The 14,440-nt window shown below is 37.3% G+C and carries 14 protein-coding genes; 4 read left to right on the top strand and 10 right to left on the bottom strand.

All coding sequences use genetic code 11. The annotated features are described in order from the left end of the window. Nucleotides 1-2 precede the first annotated feature (2 nt). The 3 genes from FAR12_RS18250 to FAR12_RS18240 all read right to left on the bottom strand — a co-directional run bounded on the left by FAR12_RS18250 (nucleotide 3) and on the right by FAR12_RS18240 (nucleotide 3,609). Nucleotides 3-1,073, bottom strand: a complete 1,071-nt coding sequence (locus tag FAR12_RS18250; RefSeq protein WP_126410224.1) for an ABC transporter ATP-binding protein — start codon at nucleotides 1,071-1,073, stop codon at nucleotides 3-5. A 119-nt stretch (nucleotides 1,074-1,192) separates the two neighbouring features. Next, nucleotides 1,193-2,287 carry an extracellular solute-binding protein gene (locus tag FAR12_RS18245; protein ID WP_126410223.1) on the bottom strand — a complete coding sequence of 365 codons (1,095 nt, stop codon included), beginning with the start codon at nucleotides 2,285-2,287 and terminating at the stop codon, nucleotides 1,193-1,195. Nucleotides 2,288-2,406: 119 nt separating this feature from the next. Next, nucleotides 2,407-3,609 carry an ROK family transcriptional regulator gene (locus FAR12_RS18240; protein ID WP_246010440.1) on the bottom strand — a complete coding sequence of 401 codons (1,203 nt, stop codon included), beginning with the start codon at nucleotides 3,607-3,609 and terminating at the stop codon, nucleotides 2,407-2,409. 333 nt (nucleotides 3,610-3,942) lie between these two features. Between FAR12_RS18240 and FAR12_RS18235 the strand changes: the two genes are divergently transcribed. After that, on the top strand, nucleotides 3,943-6,444 hold the full coding sequence (locus FAR12_RS18235; protein WP_126410222.1) for an NEW3 domain-containing protein: 2,502 nt from the start codon (nucleotides 3,943-3,945) through the stop codon (nucleotides 6,442-6,444). A 93-nt stretch (nucleotides 6,445-6,537) separates the two neighbouring features. On the opposite strand, the gene FAR12_RS18230 is transcribed toward FAR12_RS18235, so the two are convergent. Then, the gene (locus FAR12_RS18230) at nucleotides 6,538-6,969 is read right to left on the bottom strand and encodes a GNAT family N-acetyltransferase (protein WP_126410221.1); all 432 of its coding nucleotides are present in this window, start codon (nucleotides 6,967-6,969) and stop codon (nucleotides 6,538-6,540) included. Between the two features lie 345 nt (nucleotides 6,970-7,314). On the opposite strand from FAR12_RS18230, the gene FAR12_RS18225 reads away from it, so the two are divergent. Beyond that, nucleotides 7,315-8,022 carry a class I SAM-dependent methyltransferase gene (locus FAR12_RS18225; protein ID WP_126410220.1) on the top strand — a complete coding sequence of 236 codons (708 nt, stop codon included), beginning with the start codon at nucleotides 7,315-7,317 and terminating at the stop codon, nucleotides 8,020-8,022. Nucleotides 8,023-8,077: 55 nt separating this feature from the next. Here the strand turns inward: FAR12_RS18225 and FAR12_RS18220 are convergent, their stop codons facing one another. Beyond that, a complete protein-coding gene (locus FAR12_RS18220) occupies nucleotides 8,078-8,668 on the bottom strand; it encodes a 3'-5' exonuclease (RefSeq protein WP_126410219.1) in 591 nt (196 codons plus the stop codon). A 274-nt stretch (nucleotides 8,669-8,942) separates the two neighbouring features. Between FAR12_RS18220 and FAR12_RS18215 the strand changes: the two genes are divergently transcribed. Further along, nucleotides 8,943-10,004, top strand: a complete 1,062-nt coding sequence (locus FAR12_RS18215) for a multicopper oxidase domain-containing protein (protein WP_126410218.1) — start codon at nucleotides 8,943-8,945, stop codon at nucleotides 10,002-10,004. Nucleotides 10,005-10,050: 46 nt separating this feature from the next. Here the strand turns inward: FAR12_RS18215 and rsiV are convergent, their stop codons facing one another. Then, entirely contained in the window at nucleotides 10,051-10,917 is an 867-nt protein-coding gene (gene rsiV / locus FAR12_RS18210; protein WP_126410217.1) for an anti-sigma-V factor RsiV, read from the bottom strand. Further along, a complete protein-coding gene (gene sigV, locus FAR12_RS18205) occupies nucleotides 10,918-11,388 on the bottom strand; it encodes an RNA polymerase sigma factor SigV (protein ID WP_246010445.1) in 471 nt (156 codons plus the stop codon). A 300-nt stretch (nucleotides 11,389-11,688) separates the two neighbouring features. On the opposite strand from sigV, the gene FAR12_RS18200 reads away from it, so the two are divergent. Beyond that, nucleotides 11,689-12,627, top strand: coding sequence for an iron-hydroxamate ABC transporter substrate-binding protein (locus FAR12_RS18200; RefSeq protein WP_342772336.1), 939 nt, complete (start codon nucleotides 11,689-11,691; stop codon nucleotides 12,625-12,627). A 40-nt stretch (nucleotides 12,628-12,667) separates the two neighbouring features. On the opposite strand, the gene FAR12_RS18195 is transcribed toward FAR12_RS18200, so the two are convergent. The 3 genes from FAR12_RS18195 to FAR12_RS18185 all read right to left on the bottom strand — a co-directional run bounded on the left by FAR12_RS18195 (nucleotide 12,668) and on the right by FAR12_RS18185 (nucleotide 14,369). Continuing rightward, nucleotides 12,668-13,063 carry a VOC family protein gene (locus FAR12_RS18195; protein WP_126410214.1) on the bottom strand — a complete coding sequence of 132 codons (396 nt, stop codon included), beginning with the start codon at nucleotides 13,061-13,063 and terminating at the stop codon, nucleotides 12,668-12,670. A gap of 168 nt (nucleotides 13,064-13,231) precedes the next feature. Beyond that, nucleotides 13,232-13,882 (bottom strand): YdeI/OmpD-associated family protein, encoded by a 651-nt coding sequence (locus FAR12_RS18190; RefSeq protein WP_126410213.1) that lies wholly within the window; start codon nucleotides 13,880-13,882, stop codon nucleotides 13,232-13,234. Between the two features lie 34 nt (nucleotides 13,883-13,916). Further along, nucleotides 13,917-14,369 (bottom strand): SRPBCC family protein, encoded by a 453-nt coding sequence (locus tag FAR12_RS18185; protein WP_126410212.1) that lies wholly within the window; start codon nucleotides 14,367-14,369, stop codon nucleotides 13,917-13,919. Between the last annotated feature and the right edge of the window lie 71 nt (nucleotides 14,370-14,440).

The following is a 14,440-nucleotide window of genomic DNA, read 5'->3' as shown; positions in this document are numbered from 1 at the left end:
TCCTATTCACCAATCAAGTAGATTCCATTTTCCGGTACGTGAAGAGTAATTGAATCGCCGCGGTTAAGGATTTGATTCCCCTTGTTGATAATCATGATCTTCATGATGTTAGAGCCAACTTCAACAACATAATTGATGCTCACTCCTGTAAATTCCACAAGCTGAATGGTGCCTTTTAATTCATTCGTTCCTTGCCCTTCAAACACAGCCTCTGGACGAATCGAACATTTAATTTTCTCACCTACAACTAGCTTTTTCCCATTCGCTGTTTGGTTCATTGAACCATTTAAATAGAAATCATCATCCAATTTCACTTTAACTGCATCACCAATTATTTCTATTACTTCTCCATCGAGTACATTGGATTCTCCAATGAAAGAGGCTACAAAATGATTGGAAGGTTGATTATAGATTTCTTGTGGAGTCCCAATCTGTTGGACCACCCCTTCCTTCATAACCATAATACGATCAGACATGGTCATAGCTTCGGTCTGATCATGTGTCACATAAATGGTTGTAACGCCTAATTCGACTTGCAATCTTTTAATCTCAATTCTTGTTTCCTCACGTAATTTAGCATCTAAATTAGAAAGTGGTTCATCAAGAAGGAGGATATCTGGTTCAATAACTAGTGCACGTGCTAAAGCAACACGCTGCTGTTGCCCTCCAGAAAGCTCGTTAATTTTCCGAGCCCCATATTTCTCTAAATGAACAAGTTTTTGAGCACGCTCCACCTTTTCTCTAATAACTGCTTTTGACATTTTACGGACCTCAAGTCCAAAAGCAATATTTTCAAATACAGTCATATGAGGAAAAAGGGCATAGTTTTGAAACACCATTCCAATATTCCGCTTGTTTGGTTGAAGAGTCGTCACATCTCTATTATCAAAAAATATTTTCCCGTTCGTCGGATAATAAAATCCGGCAATCATCCGTAAAGTTGTCGTTTTACCACATCCTGATGGACCTAAAAAAGTAAAAAACTCACCAGGTTTGACGTCAATATCAACATTCTCCACCCCAATTGCAGTTCCAAACATTTTACTAACATTTTCAAGTCTTACATTTTTCATTACAAACACCTCGCTGTAAATAAAGTAAAACCAACAAATTATCTGTAAGACATAATAGGTCCCCTAGAAATTGCATAAAGGGGGTGAAAAAACTTCTTCACCCCTTTTATAAAAAACTATTAATTTTTGTCTCTGATGTTTTCATCCCAATATTGCATCCACTCTGCTTCTTTTTCAGCCATTACTTCCCAGTCAAGGTCTAATGCCTTAAGATCAAGATCTTGATACCAATCAGGCATTGAAGCTTTGTCAATATCCGTACGCGTTGGGATTTGGTATAAATCTTCAGCTAACGTTGCACGAGTTTCCGGAGCAAATAAGAACTCATAGAATAATTTAGCGTTATCCATACTTTTTGCACCTTTTACAAGTCCAACGGCATCTACTAAGATTGGAGCACCGCTTGTTGGATAGACGTAATCAAATGGTTGATTGTGCTGATTTTTTTGAATAAGAATATCTTGAAGATTCCAAAGGGAAAGTGCTCCCTCTTGTCGAGCAAGTTTTAAGTATAGATTTGTAGGATCTTGCGCGTATTCTTTCGTATTTGCATCAAGCTTTTTAAGCCATTCATACCCAGCTTCTGGATTATCTGCGCCTTGTTCGTGAATCATGGCGGAATAGATTGTTCTCATTGTTCCTGATGCTAATACACCACGAATGATGATTTTATCTTTCCACTTCGAATCAAGTAAATCATCCCAATCCTGTGGAACTTCCTCTTTCGAAAGCATATCAGAGTTATACATAATCACTTCTGGAAGAAGCATTTCCCCATACCAACGACCCTCAGGGTCTTTATGTTCCGGCAAAATACTAGCATCAAAGCTCGGCTTAAATGGTTCTAGTAAATCCTCATTCGCACCAGTCATAAAGGCTGATTGTGTTCCACCCCACCAAAAATCAGCTTGTGGATTCGCTTTTTCTCCACGAATACGTTCCAGCACTTCCTGAGCTCCCATCGTTAAAACATCAACCTGGATATCAGGATACTTTTCATTGAACATTCCAACAACTTGGTCAACAACGGTTTGGTCACGAGCAGTATAAATGACAAGGTTCCCACTAGCTTCTGCTGTTTCCTCAGTTGTGCCATCATCATTATCCTTTGATGGAGTCTCTTCACTTGAGGAACTATCACTACCAGAGCACGCGGACACAAAAAGCATCAATGCAACAAGAAAAAGCATAAAAAAACTTTTTTTCTTAAACATGATTTTCCCCCTAGAAATTAGTTTATTTATTCTTCATGTAGATCAAATGATCCACTAAGAACCGTAAATAGAGAACTACTTTAATAAAATGATAGTTTGAGAGTTTAAAAGATATTGTTCTAATTCAAAACGCTATCGTACTCCCTTAGAAATAGAGAAACCGCGCCTATTACCCCTGCATTTTCACCTAACTGAGATTGATATATTTCTACAGAACTTGGAAGATACTGAAAAACGATTTTTTGTAACCTAGGTAGGATAAAATCCGAAGATTTCATAACACCACCATCTAAAATAACAACCTCAGGATTTAATAAAGATGCAGCATTTATGATTCCATAGGCTAAATGTTCAATGGCATCTTCCACAACAGAAAGAGCAGTCACATCTCCTGCCTGTGCTAATGTAAATGCTTGTTTACCTGTTAATTCAGATGTAATGGCTTCTGCATACAAAGGATGATTCCTTTCTTGTTGGATAAGCCTTGTTAATTTTTCTCCAATAGCTTTTCCACCAGCTACACTTTCAAGATATCCATAACGGTGAAAAATAGGTTTAAACTCTTTTTTCATATCGTTTTTATCAGTCACAATATAGCCGAGCTCTCCCGCCCCATAAGAGGAACCACGATACAACTGATTATGAATGATAATTCCACTACCAATACCGGTACCTATAGCTATAAATAGGACATTGTCTTTATTTTTTGCTCTGCCTAACCATTGCTCTCCAAGGACCGCTACATTGACATCATTATCAACGTAAACAGGGAATGAAAAGTGACGCTCAGCCTCTGTTAAAAAGGGATATCGGACCCAATTTAAGCTTGGTGCTTCCACAACAACCCCAGTATTTGTCTCAGTAATACCCGGTACTCCAACTCCCATTCCCAATATTAAATTTTCATCCAATTGGCTCCGATGAATCATATCGTAAATTTCTTTGTGGATTTGTTTCAGTAAGTTCTCCAAATGTTTTCTAGTATTAAAATAGCTTGAACAAATAATCTTACCACTGAGATCAGAAATAACTGTTTTTACATTTGTACCTCCAATATCCACTCCAATTACATAAGCTGCCTTTTCATTAAAGTAAAGTTGAATAGGTCTTCTCCCACCTTGTGAAGAGGACTCTCCGCTCCCTTTTTCATGAATCCAGTTTTCTTGTACTAATTCATCCACGAGCAAAGAAACTGTTGGCTTACTAAAACTAAGCTTCGTCGCTATCTCTGCCCGCGATATTGGTTGATAGTTTCTAATACACTGTAAAACGAGCTTCTTGTTATTGGTTCTTATTTGTTCATTTGAAAGTTTCTTCATCATAAACATCACGGCCCTAATCATTTTTGTTAGTTAGTAAGCTTAATTAATTTATACATTAAATTGGAAATGTTTACAATCATATTTTTATAAAATTTAGATAATTAAGAAATCATCTTTTATTTTTACTTATTTTGAACTTATCCACATTACAATAGAACTATTGGCAATCATGCCCAAATAGTCATTTAGTAACATTTACAATTTTCAGAATAGTTATATAATTTGTTTTGAAAGCATCTTTCTTTAGTTAGTAATATTTACTAACCAAAATACATATAAGGAAAGGAGTTCTGAGCGTTTTATTAAAACAAAATTTGAAAGGGGTTACGGAAATTGAAAAAGTTCTTCTATTTGTTGATGTCCATTCTTTTACTTGCCTCTTTACTTCCACCAATTAGTCTTGCACAAGAACAAAGTGAAGCTGACGTCGAACTTTGGAATGTTGTTAAGCCTCTAGATACTACAGTTACTTTCTTAAACACAGGAGCACACCCAGATGATGAACGTAGTGATTTGCTTGCCTATTTATCTCGCGGTTTAGGTGTAAAAACAGCTAGTTTAATTGCGAATCGTGGTGAAGGTGGGCAAAATGCAATCGGCAATGAATTAGGAAATGCACTAGGAATTATTCGCTCCAATGAGATGATTGAAGCAGCAAAGGTGAACGGTGTAAAAGCCTATCACTTAAGTGAAACAACATCTGATGCCATTTATGACTTCGGTTTTTCTAAATCCCCAGATGAAACACTTCAAAAATGGGGAGAAGAAGTAACTTATGAACGGCTAATCAAATTTATCAGAACCTATAAGCCAGATATTTTGATGCCTTCTTTCCAGAACGTTGATAGTCAGCATGGTCATCACAGAGCAATAGCTGTATTATCCGAAAGCGCATTTGAAGATGCAGCCGACCCGACTGTCTTCCCCGAGCAAATAGCAAATGGGTTAGAGCCATGGCAGGTCAAAAAACTTTTCTTACCTGTTACATCAGCAGGAGAAAACATCACGTCTATTGAAATTGGTGACTATGACCCCATTTACGGTATGAGCTACCCACAACTTGGCGAGGCATCAAGATACTTGCATAAGAGTCAAGGAATGGGAAGCGATATTCCAGTAGCTCCTCGACAAGCACATTTAGAATTAATAAAATCAACTGCTCCTTCTGATTCAACTGATCTTTTTGCTGGAATTCCTTATGACTTCCACGAATGGGCAGATGTTATTCCTGCTAAAAATGTCAGTAATCAGTTAGATTCATTACAAAACGAATTAGAAGAAATTATCAACCTGTATCCAAACCGAGAAGCTATCTTACCAAAATCACAAAAGGCTCTAGGTGATGTACAAAAATTAATCTCTAGCACGAAATCAGCAAAATTAGATGCTGCAACTAAAAACGACTTGCTCCACAAACTTGAATTAAAGAAAGAACAGCTTCAACAAGTAAGCTATGTTTCTTCCAGTCTTGCCGTTGATATTACGATTGGTTCCTATGTATTGACACAAGGAGAACAAACACAAGTTGATGTTACGATTTCAAATGAGGGGAAACAAAAGATCCAACATATCGAAGCATCACTACTTACCCCAGAAAATTGGAAACATGAAGGTGTTACTCAGGTAAAGCATCTAAAACCAGGCGAATCTAAGACAGTTACTTTTGCTGTCACAGTTCCATCTGATGCGGAGTATTTCCAGCCATATGATGAATCCGTGTTAAAAGCACAACTCACATTCAAGGAAAATGGAGTAGAGACAACATCAGTATTGGAATTAGAAAATACTGTAAGCGTCCTTCCAGAATTAAGTGTTACACCTGAGCCGGTAAATGTTACAGTGAACACTGCTGACGTTCAAGATGAGATTCCAGTCACTGTCGAAGTGAAGAATTATTTTAATGGGGCTAAAAACGCGAAAGTTTCTCTCAATCTACCATCAGGCTGGAATAGTCAACCAGCAATTGCAGAAGTGAATTTTTCGGAAAGATTTGAAGAAAAAGAAGTAGATTTCACCTTAATTCCACCGTCCACTGTTGAGGAAGGTAATTTTACAATTGCTGCTAATGCAACATCTAATGGTACAACATTCGACACCACCGTTCAGGAAATTAAGTATGATCATATAGATGATTCTTTCTTCCTGTACCCATCTACAATTAATGGCGTCGCCTTTGAATTATTAAAACCAGATAATCTGAAGGTTGGTTATATCGATAGCGGATTTGACACAGTCGCCGATTCTCTATTAAATGCTGGGTTTGATATTACAAAGCTAACAGCTGATGATTTAGCAAATGGTGATCTTTCACAATATGATACTATTGTTACCGGAATTCGCGTAACGCTGGGTAGACCAGACTTTCTACAAAATAATCAAAGATTACTAGACTATGTGGAAAATGGCGGCCATTTAGTAGTACAGTATATGACATCAGGAGACCCTTGGGATTCTAAGCTAACGCCACCTTATCCATTAACAATAGGAAATCCTTCCATTCGCTGGCGCGTTACTGATGAAAATGCGGAGGTCACAGTTACTCAACCAGAACATGCACTATTCAATGTACCGAATAAGATCGTCGACAGCGACTGGGATAACTGGGTCCAAGAACGAGGCCTATATTATCCTATGGCATGGGATGACCATTACGAAACATTCGTATCTATGGCAGACCCTAATGAGGCACCGTTTACAAGTGGAATTTTGATGGCAGAATACGGAGAAGGTACTTATCTATATACCAATCTCGTATTCTATCGCCAAATCGGAGCACAAGTACCAGGAGGATATCGCATTTTTACGAACTTGATTAGCTACGGAGCTTATAACTAGGGGATTTGTGTAATTTAAAGAGAGAGAGACAGGGTGGTAACACTTTGGTCTCTCTTGTTCACTTCATCCAAAAGTAAACTTTAAGCTACTTTATTAAAACTCAATTTCAAAAAACGGACAGTCATCATCTTCTGCAAGTGGATTTAAGCCCAATCTTTGATAGAATTGGACAGCACTTGGGCTGGAGTTCCACTGTAGCCATGTTGTTTCATTCTGCTTGGCCCAGTCTTTTATTGAAAAAAATAGATTACGAGCAACACCCATATTTCTGTACTCTTTCAGCACAAATATATCATTTAATCGACTAATCTTTTTCCCTGCTCTTAAATGAAATCCGTAGTCTTGCACCCAACCATAGCCAACAACTTTCTGTTCTAATATCGCAACAGGTATGTAATGTTGTTCGCTATTTGTCATAGCGGTAAATCTTTCTTTAACCTTTTCCTGACTATCTGTCTTTCCCATTAGAAAGAAAAGCTCCCAAATCATATTCCAATCCTCTACTTTCGCAGCACGAATCTCCATTTTTTCACCTCAAAAATAGTTATTCTCTATTTTTGAGTACTTTCCTCTTTTCCCAATGTAACATTATCGCAACATTTGTAACAATATATGTTAGAATCCATATTCCCAATAAGTTTAAATCCCCTTTACTGACTTCTTATCGGCCTTTATATCCAGCATGTATAATAAGTCTATAACGGAATTTTTTCTTTAAATCGGGCCATTTTTACCACTATAGTGGGGTAAAACAACTTAACTATAGGTCTTCAAGAACCGCGTAATTAATGACCTTTTAACCTTGCCGTAACTTAACTCGCAGCCCCTTTCTGTATAATAAAATTATAAATACATAAGTGAGGGATAAATTTGAAAGAGTCGATTAATAATTACGATGATCTTTTAGAAATGCTTGATGTTTTATTACAAGAAAACTCGCAATTTAGTTGGAACAATTTTTACGCTAATCGAGAGAAACAAATACCTTTTTTCGTTAATGCCCCAGACGAAAACTTAGTAAGCTACTACGAACAAGGCTTTCTCCACTCGGGTAGAGCACTTGAACTTGGTTGCGGTCCAGGAAGAAACGCCATTTACCTGGCTGAACATGGATATTCTGTCGATGCGGTAGATTTATCTGAAGAAGGAATCGCCTGGGGAAGAGAAAGAGCAGCCGAAAAGAACATTTTTGTAAATTTCATCAATAAAAGTATTTTTGATCTCGAACTTGAAGAGAATACATATGACATCATATATGATTCTGGCTGTTTTCATCATATCGCCCCTCATCGCAGAATGAGTTATCTGGAATTACTCAACAAAGCATTAAAGCCTAATGGTTACTTCGGTTTAACATGCTTTATCCCAGACGGAGAACTAGGCGGGGCAAATATTTCCGATTGGGAGGTCTATCGATCACGTAGTCTTCAGGGAGGCTTAGGCTATACGGAAGAAAAGCTAAGAATGATTTTTCATGAATATGAAGTAATTGAAATTCGGAAAATGAAAGAAATAAAGCAGCCAAATTACCAATTTGGAGTTCCTTTCTTATGGACTGCTTTATTTAGAAAAAGATAGATTATAAAATCAAAAGGTGGTTTCAGAATTAACTGAAACCACCTTTTTAAATCAATTATTTACTAACGAGTGATGAACGAAAAGTTCCAACGGAAATTTCTCCAGGCTTAATCTTTGTCTTCGAATAAAGTTCCTCGAAATCCGTAATTCCATAATCATTCGTCAACTTTAACATTAAATAAGCGCATGCCTCTGCATCATCTAAAGCATGATGATGATTGACTAAGTCAATTCCAAAGTGACTACATAAGGAATTAAGTTGATAGGTTCGAAGACCAGGAAGTATTCTTCTAGACATTTGGTAAGTACATAAAAATTGATTATAACTCGGAAGCACTTCATATCGCGCCAAATTGTCACGAAGTGCATAACCATCAAATGACAAATTGTGTGCAACCATCAATTTATTTTCTATTTTTTCTTTAATAGAATGGTAGAAAACATCAAATGTTGGTGCCCCTATTACATCATCCGGTACTATACCGTGAATCGAAACATTGATCCGATCAAAATGCTCTTCTGGATCAATCAGTTGATAGATAGAATCTACAATTTTCCCATCCTCAACAAAGATCATTCCCACAGAACAAATACTATGTCTTCTTCTATTAGCCGTTTCAAAATCAAATGCTATGAAGTTTTTCAAATTACACACCCCGCTCATTTTGTATCACATAGATTCATTGTAACATCAGCGGACAAATTTCCCTAGGTCTCCTTATTAAAACAAAAAATCTCTTATAAAGAAGGTTACAAATATATCCACATTATTTACTAAGTCCACCATTCACAATACTGAATACATATTCACAAATCCTTCACAGATTCGACTCCGTTTGTGAGAAAGATCACCAATTTAGAAGGAGTTCGGAACTATGATGAAGATATAAAAGGAAATGTAAATTAAGGAGGAAACACAAATGAATAAAGGTGTAAAAATTCTTCTTACTTCAGCGTTAGGCATAGGACTTTTAACAGGATGTAACCAGCAGGCAGATTCAAAAGACAATGAAACAGAACACAAAGCAATGGCAGCAGAAACAAGTACTACAGCGGTGATTAAGCCACATGAAGGACTAAATCAGGAACCAACTCCGTTAAAAATTGAACGTGTTGGTCCGGCAGAGGTCAATGTTGAAATGACGTCCCAAATAACGGATATTGAAATCGACAAAGGAAAAATCTACAAAGCGTGGACATTTAATGGAGAGGCACCAGGACCCGTCGTGGTAGTAAACGAAGGCGATACCATTAATTTCACCTTAAAGAACATGGATCCAGCCATTCCGCATAGCATGGATTTTCATGCTGTACATGCTGCACCTTCCCATGATTTTTCAAACGTAGAACCTGACGAAACAGGCACGTTTAGCTATCCTGCAAATAACCCAGGTGTCTTTATGTATCATTGTGGAACAGCACCCGTTCTATCTCATATCGCAAACGGAATGCACGGTACCATCATTGTCAAACCAAAGGATGGTTACCCAACAGATAAAGAGATTGATAGAGAGTATGTGCTGGTTCAAAACGAATGGTATAAATATAATGATTTAGAGGATTTTACAAATGGGGTTCCTAGTCATGTTGTATTCTCTACGAAAGCATTGAAAGAAGGCGACCCAAATACAAACGGGGATACTTTTACGCTGAAAGAAAAACCATTATTAGCTAAAGTCGGCGATAAAGTGCGAATCTATATTAATAATGTTGGACCGAACGAAGTTAGTTCCTTCCACGTAGTCGGTACGGTTTTCGATGATGTATATATGGACGGCAACCCTTACAACCATATGCAAGGTCTTCAAACAGTGATGTTGCCAGCTAGTGGCGGAGCTGTTGTTGAATTCACGGTGACAAAAGAAGGTAGCTATCCAATCGTTACACATCAATTCAACCATGCAACAAAAGGAGCAGTCGCTACACTTAAAGTGACAAAGACTGGTGAAGATGATGGAACTACAACTGAAATGAGCCATTAAAAATACAAATCCCTTCTCAAATTCGGAGAAGGGATTTGTTCGAACCTTATTTTAAGTACTCATCGCTCACAACAACATCCGCTACTACATCTGTCGGAATCACAAACTCAACAACACCCATATACCCTGGTGCCACCTCAAACTCATCAAACGAAATGACTAATTGATTGTCTGCATTAATATAGAATTCCTGGTCTTTGGATATCGACTTGAAACCATCCGGTTCAGATGGTTCTAGCCAATACGTCTTTGAAGTGTCCACTTCCATTTGTTGTCTCATCTGCGCTTTGATATTTGCACTGATAGCCTCAATATACGTGTCATCTTTAAAAAGACTCGGCAATGTCACGAGCAACTGCTTCTGTTTATCAATCGTATCGTAATGTAATGTTGTCATGGAAGAACCTTGTGTCTCCTCTACATAACGACCAATTGATAATATATGATCAGTCTCAGTCTTAATCTCAAATCCGCTATCTACTCTCAGATGACCGTCCTCACCAATGGCCTTTTGAGCTTGCATATCACTCATGAACTTTTCATATAGTGCTTTACTTTCTTCTAGATACTTTGAATTTAAGCCTTCTTCTAGTGCTTCATTGTCCATTTCTACTTTCGGCACATCAAGATCAGCCTGATAATTTCCTTCATCCACCGCGATCTTTTTAAAGGTTAATACCTCAACGATATCGCCTACCACTGGCACATCCGTCAACTTTTTTGCAAAAGCAGGACTGACATTAATGCTTGTTGTAAAAATAATGATTGCCGCTGCTACTCCAACTCCCCAGCGATAAAGAGCCTTTCTCGAATTCCTTTTTTCTAAGGCTTGATAGACCACCCTGTTTAATTCTAAGGGAATGGGAATTTCTTTATATTGTTCTTTTAATTGCTCGATTTTTTTATCATTCATTTAGTTGGCCTCCTCTGAATCCATCTGTACCCTAAGTATTTTTAACGCTTTATATAACCGTGTCTTCACAGTGTTCACGTTCAAGTCTAAAATTTCCGCTACTTCCTCGAGTTTCAAATCTTCGAAATATCGAAGGATGACAACACTGCGGTATTCAGGAACTAACTCGTTCAATGACTGGTGTAAATCTATATCTGTATAGTGATCTTCATGGCCACTCATATGCAACTGAATCGTGGAATCGTCTACTACTGTTACTTTCTTTTTCCTCCTAAGAAAATCTAAGGATGTATTCACAACGATTCGATAGAACCAACTTTTAATCGCTTTTTCATCCTTTAAAGTTTTTGATGTAATGGCCTTATGAATGGAATCTTGTACAATATCAAGTGCATCATCAGGATTCTGAACATAGCTGTAAGCAAGACGATAAAAACGTTCTTTGTTTTGTATCACATACTCAGCAATCATTTCTTCCTGCCTAGGCTTCTTCCTTAACACATAACACATCTCCTTGTTTCTTCTCGTTAGCTAACGGGCTTACAGTTAATAGACGTACGAAATATGTAGAAAAGTTTTTGGGAAATCAATATTTTTTTAACAGTCTTAAGACCGTAAATTTAGTTTAATATTTTCTTTTTATATGACAATATCACGTCATGATATCGTTTTCGATTCTTTCATCAAATTGAAAACGTTTCATTGACAACCATTTTCATTTACCTTAATATAATTATGTTGATAATGATTATCATTATTATTTGAGGTTTTATAAGGAGGAAGATTACTATTAAGAAGCTCACTATTGCTACATTATTACTCTTATTTGGACTTATTCTTAGCGCTTGCGGAAATAACAATGCAACTGAAGCAACGAAATCAGCTAATACTGAAACAGAAAAAGACACATTTACATATGAATCAGAAATTGGGCCAGTTGAGGTTCCAAAAAATCCTCAAAGAATCATTGCCCTCACAAATGGACCAAATGTATTAGCATTAGATGGTAAAATCGTTGGGATTGATGAATGGACGAATGCAAATCCCTTATTCACTGATAAGCTTAAAGGAGTAGAAATCGTATCAGAGGTAAACCTGGAGAAAATTATTGAACTAGAACCGGATCTAATTATCGCTGGTTCACACATGCAAAATCTTGATAAACTGAGTGAGATTGCTCCGACTGTCGTGTACACTTGGGGGAAATTAGATTATTTAGCACAGCAAATTGAAATTGGTAAACTATTAAACAAAGAAAAGGAAGCAACCGAATGGGTTGACGATTTCAAGAAGCGTGCAGCAACTGCTGGAGAAAAAATACGAGCTAAAATTGGCGAAGATGCCACCGTTTCTGTCATTGAAAGTGGAGGCAAAGAGATGTATGTCTTCGGAAATAACTATGCCCGCGGTACGGAAATATTGTATCAAGCTATGAATATAAAAATGCCTGATATCGTAAAAGAAAAGGCACTTGAATCAGGAATTTATACAATCTCATTAGAAGTACTTCCTGATTTTGCTGGTGATTATGTGATTTTAAGTAAAAACCCAGATGTTGATAATTCATTTTTAGAGACCGATTCATGGAAGAACATCCCTGCAGTTAAGAACGGCCATGTATTTGAAATAAATACGAAGGCATCCACATACAGCGATCCTATTACTCTTGAGTATTTGCTAGAAATCTTTGAAAAATCATTTCTGCAATAATCGAAAAGCAGTCCATGTGACACAATGGACTGCTTTTTTATCATTTTGCGTTTTCGTCTGGTTGATGGATACCAAATACATTACCTTCTGGATCTAAATAATAACCTTGCCACGCCATGCCTGGTAAAGGATGCTTTGGCAATGCTACCTTGCCTCCATTTTGTAGAATTTTCGCTTCAACTGAATCATAATCTTCCACTCCCAGGGTACAAGCAAAACCGTTTAGTGCTTGGTTTGGTTCTGGTGGTGGACCTTGCCTCTTCATTAAAGCTCCATTGATTCCTAGCTCACCTTCAGCGCCAGTTACCGCTCCAAAATAAGGCATTCCCGCATAGTCACTCCAATCTTGAAATGTCCATCCAAATACCTCTCCGTAAAACGATTTAGCACGCTCCATGTCATCCACGTGAATTTCAAAATGAATTACTCTTCCCATAATTACCTCCTTCAAAATGAGATTTCCTTTTACAACCGTATGTATTCTAGCAATCGTTACAGTACTCCTTCATTATCGGGACAAAAAGGAAATTTTATTCTCATAAAAAAAACAATCAAAAACGTTGTTATTAAAAGGTGTTCTTGATTGCTTAAAGTTCATATAATCCTATTTCTTTTTTTGACGGTATAATTCAATAGACTTATACCCTTGTGATAAGATCTCCACCATTTGCGCTTGACGTTTTTCACGTGTTGCCTCTTGCTTAGCAGAAAAGATATAACGGGCCCAGTCTTTTTGATAGCCAGGTGTTAATTCTTTATAAAAGCGAAGCTCATTGGGATAATTCTCCAACAGTGCCTCAACATCTTTTACATTGTCCTCATAATCAGCAACACATTGACTTGCTGCAGATGACTTTTGAGCTTTCCTTTTTTCCTGCTTTAACCCAACAACAGTAAATACATCGTCCATACTCACCATCCGTGAAAATTTTAAATCGCTATTTGCCACATATCCATCTTCGCCAACTTTCATGGCTGGGAAGATATCATCTCTATGAACAAAGCTTTCATACCTTTTATTCCCTTTTTTCGGATAAGCAAAAAATAAGTATCCTTTTTCAAGCAATGGCTGCTCCTTTATAATTTTCTGAGTATGCTTAACCATTTCTTCAAGCGTTTCTACAAAGATGAAAATGGCATCATGTTCTCCTGATAACGTCGTCTTATATCCAGCAAATACATCATAATCGCTTGGATGGTTAAGTACAACCAAATTTTTATACTTAGTCAGCTTCAATTTATCGATAATGGTCATAATAAACTCCCCTATACGTTCCTATTATAAGCTCTTATTTTTCCAAATATTTTATTAGTGCATCTAAATCTTTCGCACAAGCTTTCTTGAAGGTACCTGCCATCATTTTGCCGAATAATCTCGCCATGCCAGTAAGCCCTTTTATTTCACCATTCAATGTAACCTCTGTAATCTCATCCACAGATGTAAGTATGTATGTAAAAACAAATTCTCCTTTACCTGTTGTCCCTTTTGTACCGTCACAACGGAGAACAATTTTATTTGGTTGATTCAGTTCCACGACTTCAAAATGCTCAGTCGCCTCTGTTCCAAACATTTTTCTTGTTTCCTTCCACTGGCTTCCTTCCTGAATAGAGCCCTCATCCAATCGCTCTATTCTTACTAATCCTTGCATCCAGCGCTCTGCAGAATCCAGATCAATCAAGCTAGCAAATACTTTTTGTTGGGATACATGTACTGTCCTTTTCACTTCAAAAGAAATACTCAATCGGTTTCCCCCTTAGAAAATTCTCCCTTTAAGAATATTATAAAGCCTAATCCAGCAAATTTACTAGATCA

This window comes from Bacillus yapensis (genome assembly GCF_005280205.1).
GTDB classification, from domain to species: Bacteria; Bacillota; Bacilli; order Bacillales; family Cytobacillaceae; genus Robertmurraya; species Robertmurraya yapensis.
Note: the sequence above shows the minus strand (reverse complement) of the source record. Positions and strands in the feature narration are given on the sequence as shown.

Coding starts and splice junctions, on each gene's coding strand:
- sigV (WP_246010445.1), bottom strand. CDS start 11,388: ATGATTGCTGAGTATGTGATACAAAACAAAGAACGTTTTTATCGTCTT.
- rsiV (WP_126410217.1), bottom strand. CDS start 10,917: ATGAATGATAAAAAAATCGAGCAATTAAAAGAACAATATAAAGAAATT.
- FAR12_RS18250 (WP_126410224.1), bottom strand. CDS start 1,073: ATGAAAAATGTAAGACTTGAAAATGTTAGTAAAATGTTTGGAACTGCA.
- FAR12_RS18230 (WP_126410221.1), bottom strand. CDS start 6,969: ATGGAGATTCGTGCTGCGAAAGTAGAGGATTGGAATATGATTTGGGAG.
- FAR12_RS18190 (WP_126410213.1), bottom strand. CDS start 13,882: ATGACCATTATCGATAAATTGAAGCTGACTAAGTATAAAAATTTGGTT.
- FAR12_RS18215 (WP_126410218.1), top strand. CDS start 8,943: ATGAATAAAGGTGTAAAAATTCTTCTTACTTCAGCGTTAGGCATAGGA.
- FAR12_RS18195 (WP_126410214.1), bottom strand. CDS start 13,063: ATGGGAAGAGTAATTCATTTTGAAATTCACGTGGATGACATGGAGCGT.
- FAR12_RS18240 (WP_246010440.1), bottom strand. CDS start 3,609: ATGATGAAGAAACTTTCAAATGAACAAATAAGAACCAATAACAAGAAG.
- FAR12_RS18245 (WP_126410223.1), bottom strand. CDS start 2,287: ATGTTTAAGAAAAAAAGTTTTTTTATGCTTTTTCTTGTTGCATTGATG.